Annotated in this window: 16 protein-coding genes; 11 read left to right on the top strand and 5 right to left on the bottom strand. The window is 65.1% G+C overall.

All coding sequences use genetic code 11. From position 1 onward, the window contains the following. Window positions 1-84: 84 nt before the first annotated feature. Complete coding sequence (locus KI243_RS09710) at window positions 85-708, bottom strand: TetR/AcrR family transcriptional regulator (protein WP_017125722.1); 624 nt, start codon at window positions 706-708, stop codon at window positions 85-87. A 175-nt stretch (window positions 709-883) separates the two neighbouring features. On the opposite strand from KI243_RS09710, the gene KI243_RS09705 reads away from it, so the two are divergent. The 8 genes from KI243_RS09705 (at window position 884) to KI243_RS09670 (ending at window position 10,363) form a co-directional block, all read left to right on the top strand. Further along, window positions 884-2,674, top strand: coding sequence for an acyclic terpene utilization AtuA family protein (locus KI243_RS09705; RefSeq protein WP_212810733.1), 1,791 nt, complete (start codon window positions 884-886; stop codon window positions 2,672-2,674). 12 nt (window positions 2,675-2,686) lie between these two features. Next, window positions 2,687-3,556 (top strand): SDR family oxidoreductase, encoded by an 870-nt coding sequence (locus tag KI243_RS09700; RefSeq protein ID WP_177084947.1) that lies wholly within the window; start codon window positions 2,687-2,689, stop codon window positions 3,554-3,556. Between the two features lie 3 nt (window positions 3,557-3,559). After that, window positions 3,560-5,176, top strand: a complete 1,617-nt coding sequence (gene atuC / locus KI243_RS09695; RefSeq protein ID WP_212810732.1) for a geranyl-CoA carboxylase subunit beta — start codon at window positions 3,560-3,562, stop codon at window positions 5,174-5,176. Between the two features lie 136 nt (window positions 5,177-5,312). Next, window positions 5,313-6,470, top strand: coding sequence for a citronellyl-CoA dehydrogenase (gene atuD, locus KI243_RS09690; protein WP_017125718.1), 1,158 nt, complete (start codon window positions 5,313-5,315; stop codon window positions 6,468-6,470). Next, complete coding sequence (locus tag KI243_RS09685) at window positions 6,467-7,285, top strand: enoyl-CoA hydratase-related protein (RefSeq protein WP_017125717.1); 819 nt, start codon at window positions 6,467-6,469, stop codon at window positions 7,283-7,285. The genes atuD and KI243_RS09685 overlap by 4 nt, the downstream gene beginning before the upstream one ends. A gap of 83 nt (window positions 7,286-7,368) precedes the next feature. Next, a complete protein-coding gene (locus tag KI243_RS09680) occupies window positions 7,369-9,330 on the top strand; it encodes an acetyl/propionyl/methylcrotonyl-CoA carboxylase subunit alpha (protein ID WP_103032519.1) in 1,962 nt (653 codons plus the stop codon). 122 nt (window positions 9,331-9,452) lie between these two features. Next, window positions 9,453-9,995, top strand: coding sequence for an exonuclease domain-containing protein (locus KI243_RS09675; RefSeq protein ID WP_042935228.1), 543 nt, complete (start codon window positions 9,453-9,455; stop codon window positions 9,993-9,995). An 86-nt stretch (window positions 9,996-10,081) separates the two neighbouring features. Further along, window positions 10,082-10,363, top strand: a complete 282-nt coding sequence (locus KI243_RS09670; RefSeq protein WP_017125714.1) for a pyrimidine/purine nucleoside phosphorylase — start codon at window positions 10,082-10,084, stop codon at window positions 10,361-10,363. 53 nt (window positions 10,364-10,416) lie between these two features. Here the strand turns inward: KI243_RS09670 and KI243_RS09665 are convergent, their stop codons facing one another. Then, window positions 10,417-12,204: an ABC transporter transmembrane domain-containing protein gene (locus KI243_RS09665; RefSeq protein ID WP_017125713.1), complete on the bottom strand. Its 1,788-nt coding sequence runs from the start codon at window positions 12,202-12,204 to the stop codon at window positions 10,417-10,419. A 277-nt stretch (window positions 12,205-12,481) separates the two neighbouring features. Between KI243_RS09665 and KI243_RS09660 the strand changes: the two genes are divergently transcribed. Next, window positions 12,482-12,658 carry a PA1571 family protein gene (locus KI243_RS09660; RefSeq protein ID WP_017125712.1) on the top strand — a complete coding sequence of 59 codons (177 nt, stop codon included), beginning with the start codon at window positions 12,482-12,484 and terminating at the stop codon, window positions 12,656-12,658. A gap of 58 nt (window positions 12,659-12,716) precedes the next feature. Here KI243_RS09660 and pdxB read toward each other — a convergent pair whose 3' ends face one another. After that, on the bottom strand, window positions 12,717-13,859 hold the full coding sequence (gene pdxB / locus KI243_RS09655; RefSeq protein WP_178991107.1) for a 4-phosphoerythronate dehydrogenase PdxB: 1,143 nt from the start codon (window positions 13,857-13,859) through the stop codon (window positions 12,717-12,719). A 175-nt stretch (window positions 13,860-14,034) separates the two neighbouring features. Here pdxB and KI243_RS09650 point away from each other — a divergent pair, with 175 nt between their 5' ends. Further along, window positions 14,035-15,438: an MATE family efflux transporter gene (locus KI243_RS09650; RefSeq protein WP_212810731.1), complete on the top strand. Its 1,404-nt coding sequence runs from the start codon at window positions 14,035-14,037 to the stop codon at window positions 15,436-15,438. A gap of 21 nt (window positions 15,439-15,459) precedes the next feature. Here KI243_RS09650 and tusA read toward each other — a convergent pair whose 3' ends face one another. Both tusA and rlmM read right to left on the bottom strand, forming a co-directional pair. After that, window positions 15,460-15,711, bottom strand: coding sequence for a sulfurtransferase TusA (gene tusA, locus KI243_RS09645; RefSeq protein ID WP_017125709.1), 252 nt, complete (start codon window positions 15,709-15,711; stop codon window positions 15,460-15,462). A 26-nt stretch (window positions 15,712-15,737) separates the two neighbouring features. Further along, complete coding sequence (rlmM, locus tag KI243_RS09640; RefSeq protein ID WP_017125708.1) at window positions 15,738-16,805, bottom strand: 23S rRNA (cytidine(2498)-2'-O)-methyltransferase RlmM; 1,068 nt, start codon at window positions 16,803-16,805, stop codon at window positions 15,738-15,740. 247 nt (window positions 16,806-17,052) lie between these two features. Between rlmM and acnA the strand changes: the two genes are divergently transcribed. Continuing rightward, on the top strand, window positions 17,053-19,794 hold the full coding sequence (gene acnA / locus KI243_RS09635; protein WP_017125707.1) for an aconitate hydratase AcnA: 2,742 nt from the start codon (window positions 17,053-17,055) through the stop codon (window positions 19,792-19,794). Window positions 19,795-20,036 lie beyond the last annotated feature (242 nt).

Raw genomic sequence — 20,036 nt, 5'->3', positions numbered from 1 at the left:
ATACCATCGATACCATTAAGCTAGGCGCTTTCGACCACTTAGACAACGCCGCGCCGATTAAATAATTACTTGCACAACGCGCACTTAGCGATCTTTGAGAACCAGCGTCAGGGCCTCATCGGCCAGTTGCTCCAGCGTCAGGCTGCCCTGGGGCCGAAACCAGGTGGTGGTCCATGACAAGGCCCCGGTCAGAAAGCGCCGGGTGATGAACACATCGCCCTTGATGTAGCCCGCGTCACGAGCTTCGCCCAGCACCTGCAGCCAGATCTGCTCGTAGACGTCGCGCAGCGCCAGGACCTTGGCCTGCCCTTCCGGCGACAGCGAACGCCACTCATAGACCAGCACCGCCATGGCTTCGCCGGTGCCGCCCATGATCGACTGCAGCTCACAGCGGATCAGCGCCAGCACCCGCTCGCGCAAGCTGCCGGCCTCGGCCAGCGAGGCGCGCATCACGGCGGTGTTGTAGCGGATGGTTTCCTCCATCACGGCCCGCAGGATCTCGTCCTTGCTCTTGAAGTGATGAAAGATGCTTCCCGACTGGATGCCGATGGCGCTCGCCAGGTCACGCACGGTGGTGCGCTCGTAGCCCTTGTTGCGAAACAGGTGCGCGGCGGTCTGCAGCAGTTTGCCACGGGCGCTGTCCGGATCGGTCAACTGCCCTTCTTGCACCAGATCCCGCATCACCTGCTGGGCTTGTTGTTCGTTCACGGCATTCTCCTCTGGCTACGCTGTGCCGTTGCACCCCCGGAAACCGGGAGGTTGCGCGCGCAATTTAAGCCTACGGGCGGTCCCAAGCAAGCGCTTGGGCTAAACTTGTCCCCGGGATTTACAAACCAAGCGCTTGCTTGGTAGTCTCATTACATCCCTTTCGGAGAGTGTGCGGATGAACAGGACGGTTCGTGTCGGTTGTGCCAGCGCCTTCTGGGGCGATACCTCTACCGCCGCCCGACCGCTGGTGGAAGCCGGACGCCTGGATTACCTGGTGTTCGACTACCTGGCGGAGATCACTCTGTCGATCCTCGCCGGAGCGCGCCTGAAAGATTCGGGGGCCGGCTACGCCACGGACTTCGTCGAAGTGCTCGCCCCCCTGCTGGCGGATATCGCCCGGCAACGCATCCGCGTCATCAGCAATGCCGGCGGGGTCAATCCGCAGGCCTGCGCCGCCGTCCTGCAACGGGCCTGCGACAAGGCCGGAGTGACCTTGAAGATCGCCGTGCTGCAAGGCGATGACCTGCAACCGCAGTTCAAGCAACTGGCCGCCAGCGGCATCCAGGAAATGTTCAGCGGCGCGCCATTGCCAGGGTTTTGCGTCTCCACCAACGCCTATCTCGGCGCTCCGGGTATCGTCGAAGCCCTGCGACTGGGCGCGGATATCGTGATCACCGGGCGGGTGGTGGACAGCGCGGTGGTCAGCGCCGCCCTGGTGCATGAATTCGGCTGGTCCTGGAGCGACTACGACAAGCTGGCCCAGGCGGCCCTGGCCGGACACATCATCGAGTGCGGCGCCCAGTGCACCGGTGGCAACTTCACCGATTGGCGCGACGTACCGGACTACGAACATATCGGCTTCCCGATCGTCGAAGTCAGTGCCGACGGCAACTTTATCGTCAGCAAGCCCGACGGCAGCGGCGGCCTGGTCAGCCCGCTGAGCGTGGGCGAGCAGTTGCTCTACGAGATCGGCGACCCGCGGGCCTATCACCTGCCGGATGTGATCTGCGACTTCACCCGGGTGACACTCGCCCAACACGGCGAAAACGCCGTCAGCGTGCGCGGCGCCAGGGGCTTGCCGCCCACCGGGCAATACAAGGTCAGCGCCACCTGGCCGGAGGGTTTCCGCTGCACCGCCAGTTGCCTGATGGCCGGCATCGATGCCGTGGACAAGGCCCGGCGGGTCAGCCAGGCGATCATCGACAAGACCGGGGAAATGTTCCGCCTGCGCGGCTGGGCGCCCTACAGCGAAGTGAATATCGAACTGCTCGGCAGCGAGGCCACCTACGGTCCCCACGGCCTGCGCCAGGACAGCCGCGAGGTGGTGATCAAGCTCGCCGTGCGTCATCCGGACAAGCAAGCCCTGCTCCTGTTCTCCCGGGAAATCGCCCAGGCCGCCACCGGCATGGCGCCGGGCCTGACCGGCATTGTCGGCGGAAGGCCGACGGTGTACCCGCTGATCCGCCTGTTCTCCTTCCTGATCGACAAACAGCGCTGTGAACTCGGCGTGCACATCGACGGGCAAGTCCACCCCTGCGCCCTGCCCGCCCTCGCCTCGTTCGATCCGGCCGATGTTGCCGAAGACCTGCCACCACCACGACCGCAAGGCCGCGCCGAAGCCAGCGTGCCGTTGATCAAGCTGGCGGTGGCACGCTCCGGCGACAAGGGCAATCACAGCAATATCGGGGTCATGGCCCGGCGCCCGGAATACCTGCCCTGGATCGCCGAAGCCCTGACCGCAGCAGTGGTCGTCGACTGGATGGGCCATGTCCTCGACCCGCTGCACGGGCGCGTCGAACGCTGGTACCTGCCGGGCACCCACAGCCTCAACTTCCTCCTGGAAAACGCCCTGGGCGGCGGCGGTGTCGCCAGCCTGCGCATCGATCCCCAGGGCAAGGCCTTTGCCCAGCAACTGCTGGAGATACAGATTCCCGTGCCGCAACAGCTTGCCGATCAACTTGCCTGAAGGACCGTCACCGTGGCCTACGCTTCCGTGTTCAAACCCGATCTGTTCAACGGCCAGACCATCCTGGTGACGGGCGGTGGCAGCGGCATCGGCCGTTGCACCGCCCACGAACTGGCCGCGCTCGGGGCCCGGGTGCTGCTGGTGGGGCGCAAGACCGAGAAGCTGCAAACGGTCGCCGCCGAGATCCATGCCGATGGCGGTAGCGCCGCCTGGCAGGCCTGCGATATCCGCGACGAGGACGCGGTGAAACAGCTGGTGAGCCAACTGCTGGCCGAGCATGGCCCGATCCACGGCCTGGTCAACAATGCCGGCGGCCAATACCCGGCGCCCCTGGCCTCGATCAACCAGAAAGGTTTCGAAACCGTGCTGCGCACCAATCTGGTGGGCGGTTTCCTGGTGGCCCGGGAAGTCTTCAACCAGTCCATGAGCCAGCACGGCGGGAGCATCGTCAATATGCTCGCCGACATGTGGGGCGGCATGCCTGGCATGGGGCACTCCGGCGCCGCCCGCGCCGGCATGGACAACTTCACCAAGACCGCCGCCTTCGAGTGGGGGCATGCCGGGGTCCGGGTAAATGCCGTGGCGCCGGGCTGGATCGCCTCCAGCGGCATGGACACCTACGAAGGCGCCTTCAGGAAAGTCATTCCCACCTTGCGCGAACACGTGCCGCTCAAGCGCATCGGCACCGAGTCCGAGGTCAGCGCGGCGATTGTCTTCCTGCTCAGCCCGGCGGCGGCCTTCGTCAGCGGCAGCACCCTGCGCATCGACGGCGCCGCCAGCCTCGGCAGCCGGGCCTGGCCGCTGCAACCGGCGCGGCACAGCGAGTCGTACAACGGTTTCCACCGGGCCTGCCAGCCGGACGTGCTCAAGGACAAGGAGTAAGCCATGCCGGTGATCGAATCCCAGCTCGACCGTCAATCCGCCGATTTCGCCCGCCATCGCGACGCCCTGCTCGCCAGTCTCGAACACCTTCGCCAACTAGAGCAGAACCTGCTGGACAAGGCCGAACAGGCCCGGGACAAGTTCACCCGGCGCGGCCAGTTGCTGCCCCGGGAACGCCTGAACCTGCTGCTGGACCCCGGTGCGCCGTTTCTCGAACTGGCCAGCCTGGCCGGCTACAAGTTGCACGACGACAAGGACGGCAGCCAGGCCGGCGGCGGCCTGATCGCCGGCATCGGCTACGTCTGCGGGGTACGCCTGCTGGTGGTGGCCAACAACAGTGCGATCAAGGGCGGGACCATCTCCCCCAGCGGCTTGAAAAAGTCCCTGCGCCTGCAACAGATCGCCATGGAAAACAAACTGCCGGTGATCACCCTGGCGGAAAGCGGCGGCGCCAACCTGAATTACGCGGCGGAGATTTTCGTCGAGGGCGCGCGCAGTTTCGCCAATCAGGCGCGGATGTCTGCCATGGGCCTGCCGCAGATCACCGTGGTCCACGGTTCGGCGACCGCCGGCGGTGCCTATCAGCCGGGGCTGTCGGATTATGTGGTAGTGGTGCGCGGCAAGGCCAAGCTGTTTCTCGCCGGACCGCCGCTGCTCAAGGCCGCCACGGGCGAAGTCGCCACCGACGAAGAACTCGGTGGCGCCGAGATGCACGCACAGGTGGCCGGCACCGCCGAGTACCTGGCGGAAAACGACGTCGACGGGATTCGCCTGGCCCGCGAGATCGTCGCCAGCCTGCCGTGGAACGCGCGGCTGCCGCTCTCGGCCGCGCCGGACTTCGCCGAACCGCTGTACCCCATCGATGACTTGCTGGGACTGATTCCCGACGATCCGAAAAAGCCCTATGACGTGCGGGAAATCATCGCCCGCCTGGCCGATGGTTCGAGCTTCCTGGAGTTCAAGGGCGAGTTCGACCAGCAGACAATCTGCGGCCATCTGCAGATCCAGGGGCGCGCCTGCGGGCTGATCGGCAACAACGGTCCGATCACGCCCAGGGGCGCGAGCAAGGCCGCGCAATTCATCCAACTGTGCGACCAGAGCTGCACGCCGCTGTTGTTCCTGCACAACACCACCGGTTTCATGGTCGGCACCGAATCCGAGCAACAGGGGGTGATCAAGCACGGCGCGAAGATGATCCAGGCGGTGGCCAACGCCCGGGTGCCTAAACTGACCCTGGTCGTCGGTGGCTCCTACGGCGCCGGCAACTACGCCATGTGCGGCCGCGGCCTGGACCCGCGCTTCATCTTCGCCTGGCCCAACAGCCGCACCGCGGTGATGGGTGGCGCCCAGGCCGGCAAGGTGCTGCGTATTGTCACCGAGGCCCGGCAGGTCAAGGATGGCCAGGTCGTCGACGAAAAAATGCTCGACATGCTGGAACAGGTGACCGCGCAAAAACTCGACAGCCAGTCCACCGCGCTCTATGGCACCGCGAGCCTGTGGGACGACGGCCTGATCGACCCACGGGATACCCGGACACTGCTGGGCTACCTGCTGGATATCTGCCACGAGGCCGAGGTGCGCCCACTGCACGCCAACAGCTTCGGCGTGGCGAGGTCCTGAGAGTCGAGGCCATGGGATCGTTCCGACTCGCTGGGAGCGGGCTTGCCCGCGAAGCTTTGATCTGTGACGCGGAGCGTCACCGGCTGCATTCCCACGCAGAGCGTGGGAACGATCACATCACAGGAGAACAACAACAATGATCTTTACCCAGGAACATGAAGCGCTGCGCCGTACCGTTCGCCAGTTCGTCGAACACGAGATCAATCCCCATGTCGAGGAATGGGAAAAAGCCGGGCGCTTCCCGATCCATGCGCTCTTCCGCAAGGCCGGCGAACTGGGCCTGCTGGGCATCTCCAAGCCGGAGCAGTTCGGTGGCATGGGCCTGGACTACAGCTATTCGATCGTCGCCGCCGAGGAATTCGGCAGCATCCACTGCGGTGGGATCCCCATGTCCATCGGCGTGCAGACCGACATGTGCACCCCGGCCCTGGCGCGCTTCGGCTCCGATGCCCTGCGCGAGGAGTTCCTGCGTCCGGCCATCAGCGGCGAGCAGGTGGGCTGTATCGGGGTTTCCGAAGTCGGCGCCGGCTCGGATGTCGCCGGGCTCAAGACCCATGCGCGCAAGGACGGCGACGACTATGTGATCAATGGCAGCAAGATGTGGATCACCAACTCGCCGAGCGCCGACTTTATCTGTCTGCTGGCCAACACCTCGGACGACAAGCCGCACGTCAACAAGTCGCTGATCATGGTGCCGATGAACAGCCCGGGCATCACGCTCAGCCCGCACCTGGACAAGCTGGGCATGCGCAGTTCCGAGACCGCGCAGATTTTCTTCGACGATGTCCGCGTGCCGCAGCGCAACCGCATCGGCCAGGAAGGCGCGGGGTTCATGATGCAGATGCTGCAGTTCCAGGAGGAACGGCTGTTCGGCGCGGCGAACATGATCAAGGGCCTGGAGTATTGCGTCGACAGTACCATTGCCTACTGCAAGGAACGCCAGACCTTCGGCAGCCCGCTGCTCGACAACCAGGTGATCCACTTCCGCCTCGCCGAACTGTCCACCGAGATCGAATGCCTGCGGGCGCTGGTCTACCAGGCCACCGAGCAGTACATCAAGGGCCAGGACGTCACCCGCCTGGCGTCCATGGCCAAGCTCAAGGCCGGACGACTGGGCCGCGAGGTCACCGACGGCTGCCTGCAATACTGGGGCGGCATGGGCTACATGTGGGACAACCCGGTGGCCCGGGCCTATCGCGATGTGCGGCTGGTGTCGATCGGCGGCGGTGCCGACGAAATCATGCTGGGCATCATCTGCAAGCTGATGGGCATCCTGCCGGGGAAAAAACGATGAACGCCCTGCCCGCCTGCCAGACCCTGCGCCTGGAAGTCCACAACGGCGTGCTGCATATCACCCTCGACCGCCCGGACAGCCGCAATGCCATGAGCCTGCAGATGGTCACCGAGTTGCGCGCGGTGCTCGCCGCCGTGCGTGACGATCGCGCCGTGCGGGCCCTGGTGCTGTGCGGTGCCGGCGGGCATTTCTGCGCCGGCGGCGATATCCGCGACATGGCCCAGGCCCGTACCCAGGGTGCCCAGGCCTATCAGGCGCTGAACCGGACGTTCGGCGCCCTGCTGGAGGAAACCCAGCAGCAACCCCAGGTGGTGATCGCCGTGCTGCAAGGCGCGGTACTCGGCGGCGGCTTTGGCCTGGCCTGTGTCAGCGATATCGCGATGGCCGCGCATGACGCGCAGTTCGGCCTGCCGGAAACCGGCCTGGGCCTGTTGCCGGCGCAGATCGCGCCCTTTGTGGTCCACCGCATCGGCCTGACCCAGGCGCGCCGCCTGGCGCTGACGGCCGCGCGCTTCGACGGCGAAGAGGCCGCGCGCCTGGGGCTGGTGCATTTTGTCGAGCGCGATAGCCAGGGCCTGGCCGAGCGCCTCGGCGAGGTGCTCGGCCAGGTACTGCGTTGTGCACCGGGAGCGAATGCCGCGACCAAGGCCCTGCTGCTGGATGAGCAGCCGCTGGGGCCGTTGCTCGATCAGGCCGCCCTGCGCTTCGGCGAGGCGGTGACCGGGGCCGAAGGCGTCGAGGGGACCCTGGCCTTCCTGAACAAGCGCGAACCGAACTGGGCGCCTGAAAGACCTCGGCGCAGCGATCCCCTGTAGGAGCCGGCTTGCCGGCTCCTGCAAAGGTTGCGTTTGCCGACGCAGACACCTCATTACCCACACAAGACCAAAGGACCGCGCCGATGCCCGCCTTCAACAAGATCCTGATCGCCAACCGCGGCGAGATCGCCTGCCGGGTGATTCGCACGGCCAAGGCACAAGGCTATCGGACCGTCGCCGTCTACAGCGAGGCCGACGCGGCTGCCCGCCATGTGCAACTGGCCGACGAAGCCGTGTGCATCGGCGCGCCACAGGTGGCCGAATCCTACCTCAACATCCCGGCCCTGCTCGACGCCGCGCGCCGCTGCGGTGCCGATGCCATTCACCCCGGCTACGGCTTTCTCTCGGAGAACGCCGCCTTTGCCCGGGCCTGCCAGGAGGCCGGCATGCTCTTTATCGGCCCCAGCCCCGAAGCCATCGAACTGATGGGCAGCAAGCGCCGCTCGAAAATCGCCATGCTGGCCGCCGGCGTGCCCTGTATCGCCGGCTACCAGGGCGTCGAGCAGGACGACGCGACCCTCGCCCGCGAAGCCGAGCGGATCGGTTATCCATTGATGATCAAGGCCAGTGCCGGCGGCGGCGGGCGCGGCATGCGCCGGGTCGACGAGCCCGCGCAACTGGCCGGGCAATTGCGTACCGCCCGCTCCGAGGCGCTGCACGCCTTTGGCTACGACGAACTGATCCTCGAACAGGCGCTGGTCGAACCGCGCCATGTGGAAATCCAGCTGTTCGGCGACCAGCACGGCAACCTGCTGTACCTCGGCGAGCGCGATTGCTCGATCCAGCGCCGTCACCAGAAAATCATCGAGGAAGCCCCCTGCCCGGTGATGACCGAGGCACTGCGCCAGGCCATGGGCGAAGCGGCCTTGCAGGCCGGGCGCGCGGTGAACTACGTGGGGGCCGGGACCGTGGAGTTCCTGCTGGACGCCCGCGGCCGCTTCTACTTCCTGGAAATGAATACGCGCCTGCAGGTCGAGCACCCGGTCACCGAGCTGATCACCGGCCTCGACCTGGTGGCCTGGCAGCTCGATGTCGCCGCCGGACTGCCGCTGCCCTTGCGCCAGGAGCAGGTCACCCTCCGGGGACATGCCATCGAGGTGCGCCTGTATGCCGAAGATCCGGCCCGCGACTTCCTCCCGCAAACCGGGCAGTTGCTGGGCTGGGAACCGGACTTGGCGCAAGGTGTGCGGATCGACCACGGCCTGCTCGAAGGCCAGGTGATCAGTCCGTTCTACGATCCCTTGCTGGGCAAGCTGATCGCCCATGGCGCGACACGCGAAGAAGCCCGGCGCAAGCTCCTGCGCGCGGTCGAGGACTGCGTCCTGCTGGGCCTGGCCAGCAACCAGCGCCTGCTGGCGAACCTGCTCGGACATCCGTTGTTTGTCGCCGGCGATTTCAGCACCGCCTTTATCGGCGAACACTTCAGCGCCGATCCGAGCCTGCAGCCCTATCAGCCGTCCAGTGCCGAACTGGCGCTGGCGGCGGCGCTTTTCCATGACGCGCAGGCGGCGCAGCATGCTGGCCGACTCGCCAACTGGCGCAACAACCCCGGCATCCCCCGGCACTATCGCCTGGGCCTGGGCGAGACCACGGCTGACCTGCTCCTGCTGGCCCGTCCCGATACGACGCTGCAGATCCGCCACGCCGACCGTGAGATCGAAGTGCGCGTACTGGAGCGGAACAGCCGCTGGGTAACGGTTGAACTCGATGGCGTACGACGTCGGCATGCCTATCGCCTGGACGCCGATCAACTGTGGCTGTTCACCCGCCCCGGCAGCCTGCATCTGCGCGACCTGAGCCTGGCGCCGGTGGCAGGCCGGACCACGGCCAGTTCCGGCACGGTGAAGGCGCCCATGGACGGGGCGATCGTCGAGGTGCTGGTCAGCGAGGGCAGCCAGGTCCGCAAAGGCCAGCTGTTGATGGTGCTCGAAGCGATGAAAATGGAGCATCCGCTGAAGGCCGCTATCGACGGCGTGGTCAGTCGCGTCCAGGCGGCTCGCGGCGACCAGGTGAAAAACCGGCAGGTATTGCTGGTGGTCGAATAGGCACCCCGGCTCCGTAAGACAACTCGCCGGGCGCCGATCAGGCAGTTTTCACGCAGAGCCTAGGCGGATGCGTTGGCTTTGGCTACGCTGAGCCGACTAGGATGCTGTCTTCGGAGCTCGAGATGCCGCACTGGCTGGTGATTGATCTGGAAGCCACGACGGATGACGGGGGCTGGCCGCTGGCGGAGATGGAAATCATCGAAATCGGTGCGACCCTGGTCAACCGCGAGGGCCGCGAGCTGGACCACTTCCAGCGTTTCGTACGGCCCCTGCGCAGGCCGCTGCTGACGCCTTTTTGCCGTGAACTGACGCATATCACCCAGGCCAATATCGACGGCGCCGCGCCGCTGGCGGAGGTCTGGGAAGGATTCGAGCGCTGGCTCGGCCAACACCGGGACCGCCTGGAGGGCTGGGCCAGCTGGGGCGACTATGACCGTCGGCAACTGGAACAGGATTGGCGGCACCTGCAACTGAACAGCCTGCTGAGCCAGATCCCCCACGCCAACCTCAAGCAGCGTTTCGCCAAGGCCCGCAAGCTGCAAAAGCCCCTGGGCCTGAACGGCGCCCTGCAACTGGCGGGCATGCAGTTCAGCGGGCAACAGCATCGGGCGCTGGAAGATGCGCGCAACACCGCACGGTTGCTGCCGCTGATCCTGCCGGGCTGAATACAGTTTCTTCAACGCGTGACGAGGCAAAACCGCTTCGGCATACTGACCGGCCAAATTTTCCAGCTCATTTCGAGGAATCGCCCATGTTTAAAGTCAACGAGTACTTCGACGGCACCGTCAAGTCGATTGCCTTCGCACAAGCCGAAGGCGCGGCCACCATCGGCGTCATGGCTCCGGGCGAATACGAGTTCGGCACTGCCCAGCGTGAAATCATGCACGTGGTGTCCGGCGCCCTGACCGTCAAGCTGCCCGACAGCAGCGACTGGGAAACCTTCGCCAGCGGCAGCCAGTTCAACGTACCGGCCAACAGCAAGTTCCAGCTGAAAGTCGCCGTGGAAACCGCTTACCTGTGCGAATACCGCTGAGTCCGGGCGAGCAACACCAGAACGGCGCCTGCGGGCGCCGTTTTTCATGAGGGCTACTGGTGCGGCAGGGGTGCTTCGGACTCTGCACTCCGGGCATTGAATTGCAACGCCGCCAATCGCGCATACAGCGGGTTGCTGGCGATCAACTGGGCGTGAGTGCCGATGGCGACCAGCCTGCCCTGATCCATCACCGCGATCCGGTCGGCGTTCTGTACCGTGGCCAGGCGGTGGGCGATCACCAGGGTGGTGCGCCCCTGCATCAGGCTCGGCAGGGCTTGCTGGATCAGGTGTTCGCTCTGTGCATCGAGGGCGCTGGTGGCTTCGTCGAGCAGCAGGATCGGCGCATCCACCAGCAACGCCCGGGCAATCGCCAGGCGCTGGCGCTGGCCGCCGGACAGGCCGAGACCGCCATCGCCCAGGTGGGTCCGGTAGCCATCGGGCATCTGCATGATGAAGTCATGGGCATGGGCGATCCGCGCCGCCTCGCGCACCTGCTCGTCGCTGGCCGTCGGGTTGCCGTAGCGGATGTTCTCCTCGACGCTGCCGAAAAACAGCGCCGGACTTTGTGAGACCAGGGCAAAACAGCGTCGCAGATCGAGCGGGTCGAGTTGGGTCAGGGGTTGCCCGTCGAGCAGCAGGCGGCCCTGTTGCGGATCGTAGAAACGCAGCAGCAGGTCGAACAGGGTCGACTTGCCCGCTCCCGACGGCCCCACCAGCGCCAGGGTTTCACCGGCCCTGACGGTCAGGTCGAGGCCGTCGATGGCGTAGCTGTCCGGTCGCGACGGGTAGCTGAAACGCAGGTTCTCCAGCACCAGGTTGCCACTGACCCGTTCGGCCAGCCGCACCAGGCCACTGCTCGGCGCGGTGATATCGTTGCTCGACTGCAGCAGCTCGCCGATACGCTCCGCCGCTCCCGCCGCCCGTTGCAGCTCGCCGATCACTTCGCTGAGGGTGCCGAAGGCACTGCCGACGATCAGGCTGTAGAAGACGAAGGCCGCCAGTTCGCCGCCGGAGATTTTCCCGGCGATCACGTCCATGCCGCCGACCCAGAGCATCACGCCCACCGCCCCGAGTACCAGCACGATCACCAGGGTGATCAGCCAGGCCCGCTGGACAATACGCTTGCGCGCGGTCTGGAAGGCCTCTTCGACGGTCACCGCAAAACGCCTTTCGTCCTGCACCTGGTGGTTATAGGCCTGCACGGTCTTGATCTGGCCGAGGGTTTCGGACACATAGCTGCCGACGTCGGCGATACGGTCCTGGCTCAGGCGCGACAGGCTGCGCACCCGTCGCCCGAAAATCAGGATCGGCGCCAGCACCAGCGGCAAGGCGACCACCACGATGCTGGTCAGCTTGGGATTGGTGATAAACAGCAGCACCACGCCACCGATGACCATCAGCGCGTTGCGCAGGAACAGCGACAGTGAGGAGCCGATCACCGATTGCAGCAAGGTGGTGTCGGCGGTCAGCCGCGACTGGATTTCCGAGCTGCGGTTGTTCTCGTAGAACCCCGGATGCAGGTAGATCAGGTGGTTGAAGACCTGCCGGCGAATGTCGGCGACCACCCGTTCGCCGATCCACGACACCAGGTAGAAGCGCGCGAACGTCCCCACCGCCAGCCCCAGCACCAATAGCAGGAACAGGCCGATGGACTGGTTGAGCAGGTGCGGCGACTGGGTCATGAACCCCTTGTCCACCAGCAGGCGAATGCCCTGGCCCATGGACAAGGTGATGCCCGCGGTGACGATCAGCGCCAGCAAGGCACCGACGGCCTGCCAGCGATAAGGGGCGACAAAACGGCTGGCCAGGCGGATGGCCCGGCGTTGACGAGCTGAAAGCATGAAGGCGGATCCGTGATGGGATGCACAGAGCCTACACCGAAGTTCGAGGGAACTTCTGCAAAACGCAATCAGTCAGGTTGATTATGACCGCGAACGCTAGCGCCTAGAGAAGATCGGTCTAACGCCCGGCTGGCGACCCGCCTTTATTTCTGTTGCACTGGTCATGCGGCGCCACGCGACATGAGGCGTGCGACAGAAGGATGTGCGGTAGAAGGTTGTCACAGCCTGGTCATGCCGCGGTTATACACTTGCCAAGTACCTGATGAGGAGACAGGCCATGGACTTGCAACACAGCACTAACCAGATCCCGGTGATTCGTCATCCCAAGCCAGAAGCCCTGGGCTGCGCGATTATCGACGCAGCAGGACGCGAAGTTCCGATCACCGAAGAAATGATCCAGGACGCCTGCCGCGAACTGGAACAGCGATTGGTCAAGCCTGCGCAGCAAGACTGACAGCCCGAACTCTTTTATCGACCCGGCCCTGCTGCCGGGTTTTTTCTGTCCGCCGCGATCAGACCGGCACGGCCCCCAGGGCCAGGACCAGTTGCCGCAACGCCGCCGACTCGCCATTGATCTTCACCGCCAGCCCCTCGATTTCACGCCGCTCGGGATAGTGCTTGCGCAGCAGGTCGAACGCCACCCGCTGTTCGGCCACATTGCCGGTCAGGCTGCGGCGAAAGTCCGCGTCGTCGCGGCGCGGGTCGTACACCGCGCGGCAGATCATCGCCATGGCCCAGGCCGGATCGCAGTCGGCATTGAGGGTGATTTGCGCCAGCCCCGGCGCGGGCAGCAGGTCATCGAGGCTGACCGTCGGCGCCTGGCCGATAAAGGCACAGTAGGCCTGGTAGATCTGCGCCGTGCCGCGCTGCTTGCCGTCGAGGCTGTAGCCGCCGATGTGTGGCGAACCGATCACGCAGAGTTCCGCCAGCTCGACATCCACCTGCGGCTCGGCTTCCCATACATCGAGCACGGCCTGCAGGTCTTCGCGCTCCAACAAGACGTCGCGCAGGGCGGCGTTATCCACCACCGGGCCGCGGGCGGCATTGATCAGCCAGGTGCCGGGCCGGAGTCGCCCCAGCCGCTGGCGATCCAGCAGATGCCAGGTCGACAGCGCCCCGGAACGGATCAGGGGCGTGTGCAGGCTGATCACGTCGCACTGCTCGATGATCTGCTCCAGGTCGACATAATCGCCGCCTTCGGCCGCCTGGCGCGGTGGGTCGCAGACCAGCACCTTCCAGCCCAGGCCGCACAGGACCTTGATCAGGCGCCCGCCGACTTCGCCGGCCCCGATCACGCCATAGGTGCGTCGGGCCAGTTCGGCGCCCTCGATCTCGGCCAGGGTCAGCAGGCTGCCCAGCACGTAGTCGACCACGCCGCGGGCGTTGCAGCCGGGCGCGCTGGACCAGTGGATGCCGGCTTCCTGGAAGTAGTCCAGGTCCAGGTGATCGGTACCGATGGTGCAGGTGCCGACAAACCGCACCGCGCTGCCTTCGAGCAGCTCGCGGCTGACCGGAGTCACCGAGCGCACCAGCAGCACATCCGCCCCGGCCACCGCCGCGCGATCGATGGCGCGCCCCGGCAGGCGGCGGATCTCGCCGAAACCGGCAAAAAAGGCATCGATCAGGGGGATATTCTCGTCGGCAACAATCAGCATGGCAGGCTCCTTTCGCGGACCCGCAGTGTGGCGCAGATCGCCAGCCGCGGCCAGTCGGCGATTGGCCCCGGAGACAGAAAGCCCATTACAAATGCACTACAAGAGGAAATTTCCTGACCTTGGCGTCAATGCGTAGAATCCCCGGTTTTCTTCGCAACACTTGGATACATCACTGGTGAACACCGTTACTGCTCCCCTGGACGCCCAGCCCCTCAGCCGCCCGGCACGGGTGCGCCTGGAAGTGCGCAACCTGCTGGGCCTGGCCCTGCCGATCATCATTGCCCAGCTGGCACACACCGCCATGGGTTTTGTCGACGCGGTCATGGCCGGGCGCGTCGGCCCCCGGGACCTGGCGGCCGTGGCGCTGGGCAACTCGATCTGGGTGCCGGTGTTCCTGCTGATGACCGGCATCCTGCTGGCGACCACGCCGAAAGTCGCCCAGCGCCATGGTGCCGGCACGCCGGCCGAGATCGGCCCGCTGGTGCGCCAGGCCCTGTGGCTGGCGCTGGTGGTGGGCCTGGGCGCGGGCGTGATCCTCTACAACGCCGAGCCGGTCCTGCACCTGATGAAAGTCGATCCGCAACTGATCGGCCCGTGCATGGACTACCTGCGCGGCATCGGCACCGGCCTGCCGACGGTGGCGCTCTATCATGTGCTGCGCTGCTGCAGCGACGGCATGGGCCGCACCCGGCCGAGCATGGTCCTGGGCCTGTGCGGGCTGGCCCTGAACATTCCGTTGAACTACGTCTTTATCTACGGCCACCTCGGCGTACCGGCCATGGGCGGTCCCGGTTGCGGCTGGGCCACGGCGATCGTGATGTGGGTGATGCTGTTCGGCATGACCGGCTGGGTGCGCTGGGCCAAGGTCTATCGACCGAGCCAGGTGTTCAGCCATTTCGACTGGCCGCAATGGCCGGTGATCAAGCGTCTGCTGGGCATCGGCCTGCCCATCGGCATCGCGGTGTTCGCCGAGTCGAGCATCTTCGCGGTGATCGCCCTGCTGATCGGCAGCCTGGGTGCCCATGTGGTGGCCGGGCACCAGATCGCCCTGAACATGAGCGGGCTGGTGTTCATGGTCCCCTACTCCCTCGGCATGGCCATCACCGTGCGCGTCGGCCAGGCCCTGGGCCGCGGGCAACCACGGGAAGCACGCTTCACCGCCGGGGTCGGGGTGGCCACCGCGCTGGTCTATGGCTGTATTTCCGCCAGTCTGATGTTGCTGCTTCGCGAGCCTATCGCGACGGTCTACACCCGCGATCCGGTGGTGATCCAGGTGGCGAGCATGCTGATCGTGTATGCGGCGCTGTTCCAGATCTCGGATGTGATCCAGGTCACCGCAGCCGGGGCGTTGCGCGGCTACCAGGACACCCGGGTGACCATGATCCTGACCTTGTTCGCCTATTGGGGAATCGGCCTGCCGGTGGGCTACGCCCTTGGCCTGACCGACTGGTTCGGTGCACCGAGCGGCCCCAGCGGGCTGTGGGTGGGCTTGATCGTCGGGCTGTCGTGCGCGGCGGTGATGCTGTCGATCCGCCTGGCACGCAGTGCGCGCAAGCGGATCCGGATGAGCCGGGGCTAGGCTCCGGCAGGTCGTGGCCGTCTAGCCGAGCTTCTTGCGGATCCAGTACAGGTAAGTGCCGGACTCTTCCCGTTGCTCCACCAGTTCGTGATCGAGGAACACACAGAACTTGGGGATATCGCGACGGGTCGACGGGTCGGTGGCGATCACCTTGAGCAGGCCGCCGGGCTGCAGGTCGCGGATATGCTGGTGCAGCATCATCACCGGCTCGGGGCAGTTGAGGCCGGTGGCATCGAGGGTGCCGTCAACATTGGGGTCATGGGGCTGGGTCATGCTTAACTCCTGAAACCGGTTCGGCATTATCGCGGCTTTTTCATATCCAGTCGACGCAGATGGCAGGTGACTTCCTCACGGTCGTGATACAGCTGCTTGCAGCCGATCGCCACCCGGATGCCGCGGGCCTTGAAGCCTTCCTCGATCCGCTCCAGCAGGCGCCGGACCTCGGCATAACGCTGCTTCATCGGCAGCTTGAGGTTGACCACCGCTTCGCGGCAATGCCCCTCGCCGATCCAGGTTTCCAGCAAGGCGGCATTGCGCGCCGGCTTCTCGACGATGTCGCAGACCATCCAGTCCACCGGCTGTTTCGGCTTGAAGGTAAAGCCGTCGGCCATGAGGTGCTGGACCAGCCCGGTGTCCATCAGGCTTTCGGCCATCGGGCCGTTGTCGATGGCGGTCACCAGCATGCCGCGATTGACCAGTTGCCAGGTCCAGCCGCCAGGAGCCGCGCCGAGGTCGACGCCGGTCATGTCGCCATTGAGCCGCTCTTCCCACTGATCGCGGGGGATGAAGTGGTGCCAGGCCTCTTCCAGCTTGAGGGTGGAGCGGCTCGGCGCGTCCTTGGGAAACTTCAGGCGCGGGATGCCCATCGGCCACATCGCCGAATTATCCGCCTCGGCCATGCCGAGAAAGACTTCCCTGCCGCTCTTGAAGGTCAGCAGCAAGCGTGGCTTGCCGGCATCCTCCACCAGCTTGCCGGCCTGGGTCAGGGCCTTGCGCAACGGTCCTTCGAATTTCTTGCAGAAGTTCGACAGTTCCTTGCCGTCATTGGTATCGACCACCTCCAGCCAGAGGCTGCCACAGAGCGGGAATGTCGCCAGTTGGGCAAGGATCACGCTGATGCGGTCGGTTTCCGGCAGGTCGATGAAGCTGCCCCGGGCCCACTGGCGCGGGAAGATCAGGTCGGCAAAGCGCAGGCCGGCCATCAGCCGCGCAGCGCCATCGTCCTCGGTGCAGACGAATTCGGCATAGGCGCTGCTGGCCTTGGCCTTGGCGTAACCGGCGACATTCAGGTTCGCGGCGTGCTCGGAGATCTCGGAACAGACTTCGCCTTCGAAACCTGGCCGGCAGTGCATAAAGAGGGTGTTCACAAAAAATTCCTGGGCTGGGCGACTGTGACGAGGAGGCTTGCACGGACTCTGCGACCTCATCGCCGGCAAGCCGGCTCCTGTAATCGAAGCCAAGCCTGTCATTTAAACCTGCGCATGATAGCCGAGTTCGGAACCTTGGACTGCCCCATAGAGTCCAGTGATTAGCCAGATCCCCCGAACGGAGCTAGATTCAAGGCTCTGTTCGTTCCACCCGGCCCGTGCCGTGCGGGCCTCAAGGAGTCATTTCATGTCATCGCTCGATAGCCTGAAAACCCTTAAAACCCTGAATGTAGGCACCAAGACCTACCACTACTTCAGCCTGCCGCAAGCCGCCCAGTCGCTCGGCGACCTGGACAAGCTGCCGATGTCGCTCAAGGTCCTGCTGGAAAACCTGCTGCGCTGGGAGGACGGCAAGACCGTCACCGGCACCGACCTCAAGGCACTCGCCGCCTGGCTCAAGACACGCAGTTCCGACCGGGAAATCCAGTACCGCCCGGCCCGGGTCCTGATGCAGGACTTCACCGGCGTGCCGGCGGTGGTCGACCTGGCCGCCATGCGTGCCGCCGTGGCCAGGGCCGGCGGCGATCCGCAGCGGATCAACCCGCTGTCGCCGGTCGACCTGGTGATCGACCACTCGGTGATGGTCGACAAGTTCGCCACAGCGGCGGCGTTCGGCCAGAACGTCGATATCGAGATGGAGCGCAACGGCGAACGCTATGCCTTCCTGCGCTGGGGCCAGAGCGCCTTCGACAACTTCAGCGTGGTGCCGCCGGGCACCGGCATCTGCCATCAGGTCAACCTCGAGTACCTGGGGCGCACGGTCTGGACCAAGGACGAGGACGGCCGCACCTATGCCTTCCCCGACACCCTGGTCGGCACCGACTCCCACACCACCATGATCAACGGCCTCGGCGTGCTCGGCTGGGGCGTCGGCGGCATCGAGGCGGAAGCGGCGATGCTCGGCCAGCCGGTGTCGATGCTGATTCCCGAAGTGATCGGCTTCAAGCTCACCGGCAAGCTCAAGGAAGGCATCACCGCCACCGACCTGGTGCTGACCGTGACGCAGATGCTGCGCAAGAAAGGCGTGGTCGGCAAATTCGTCGAGTTCTACGGCGACGGCCTGGCCGAACTGCCCCTGGCGGACCGCGCGACCATCGCCAACATGGCCCCGGAATATGGCGCCACCTGCGGTTTCTTCCCGGTGGACGAGGTCACGCTGGATTATCTGCGCCTGTCCGGCCGGCCGGCCGCCACCGTGGAACTGGTGGAGGCCTACAGTAAGACCCAGGGACTCTGGCGCCTGCCGGGCCAGGAGCCGTTGTTCAGCGACAGCCTGGCCCTCGACATGGGCAGCGTCGAGGCCAGCCTGGCCGGGCCGAAACGCCCGCAGGACCGGGTCTCGCTGCCGAATGTCGCCCAGGCCTTCAGTGACTTCATGGGCTTGCAGCTCAAACCCGCGAGCAAGGAAGAAGGTCGCCTGGAAAGCGAGGGCGGCGGCGGTGTCGCCGTCGGCAATGCGGATCAGGTCGGCGGCGTCGACTACAGCTATGAAGGCCATACCTACCGCCTGAAGGATGGCGCGGTGGTGATTGCCGCCATTACCTCCTGCACCAATACCTCCAACCCCAGCGTGATGATGGCCGCCGGGCTGCTGGCGAAGAAGGCCGTGGAGAAAGGCCTGAAGCGCCAGCCCTGGGTCAAGAGCTCCCTGGCCCCCGGCTCCAAGGTGGTCACCGACTACTACAAGGCCGCCGGTCTCACCCGCTACCTCGATGAACTGGGTTTTGCCCTGGTCGGCTACGGTTGCACCACCTGCATCGGCAACTCCGGACCGCTGCCGGAACCGATCGAGAAAGCCATTCAGCAATCGGACCTGACCGTCGCCTCGGTACTGTCCGGCAACCGCAACTTCGAAGGCCGCGTCCATCCGCTGGTCAAGACCAACTGGCTGGCCTCGCCGCCGCTGGTGGTGGCCTACGCCCTGGCGGGCAGCGTGCGCCTCGATATCAGCCGCGAACCGCTGGGCACCGGCAGCGATGGCAAACCGGTGTACCTGCGCGATATCTGGCCGAGCCAGAAGGAAATCGCCGACGCCGTGGCCCAGGTCAATACCGCGATGTTTCACAAGGAATACGCCGAGGTGTTTGCCGGTGACGCCCAGTGGCAGGCGATTGAAGTCCCCCAGGCCGCCACCTATGTCTGGCAGAAGGACTCGACCTATATCCAGCACCCGCCGTTCTTCGACGATATCACCGGGCCCCTGCCGGTGGTCGAGGACATCAAGGGCGCCCGGGTACTGGCATTGCTGGGGGATTCGGTGACCACCGACCACATCTCCCCCGCCGGCAATATCAAGGCCGACAGCCCGGCCGGACGCTATCTGCGCGAACAGGGCGTGGAACCACGGGACTTCAACTCCTACGGTTCACGCCGCGGCAACCATGAAGTGATGATGCGCGGCACCTTCGCCAATATCCGCATCCGCAACGAAATGCTCGGCGGCGAAGAAGGCGGCAATACCCTGCATGTGCCTTCGGGCGAAAAGCTGGCGATCTACGATGCGGCCATGCGTTATCAGACCGAAGGCACGCCGCTGGTGGTGATCGCCGGCCAGGAATACGGCACCGGCTCCAGCCGTGACTGGGCGGCCAAGGGCACCAACCTGCTGGGCGTCAAGGCGGTGATCGCCGAGAGCTTCGAACGTATCCACCGCTCCAACCTGGTGGGCATGGGCGTGCTGCCGCTGCAATTCAAGCTTGACCAGAATCGCAAGAGCCTGCGCCTGACCGGCAAGGAAACCCTGAGCATCAGCGGCTTGAGCGGCGCCGAACTGCAACCGCGGATGAACCTGCAACTGACCCTGACCCGTGAGGACGGCAGCCAGGAAAAAGTCGACGTGTTGTGTCGGATCGACACGCTCAATGAAGTGGAATACTTCAAAGCCGGGGGAATCCTGCACTATGTATTGCGGCAACTGATTGCTTCCTGAGTATTTCCTGTCATCCCGCGTGAAAGCGTACCGGCCCTGGCCGGTGCGCTTTCCACAGGGCGCAGGTTGCAGACCCGGCCTTTTATTGCCGAATATTATCCTACAGACAAACTGATAGTTTCCTTATTGCGCTGAAACTTCCTCCCGCACCGACAAGTAAGCCAGTAAACTTTCGAGCACTTTCAATTTAAATTCGAGCCTATCTAAACTGGAGGCAAGCCCCACAACTACAAAAAGACAAC

The organism is Pseudomonas sp. Ost2 (assembly GCF_018326065.1).
Taxonomy (GTDB): Bacteria; Pseudomonadota; Gammaproteobacteria; order Pseudomonadales; family Pseudomonadaceae; genus Aquipseudomonas; species Aquipseudomonas gingeri.
Note: the sequence above shows the minus strand (reverse complement) of the source record. Positions and strands in the feature narration are given on the sequence as shown.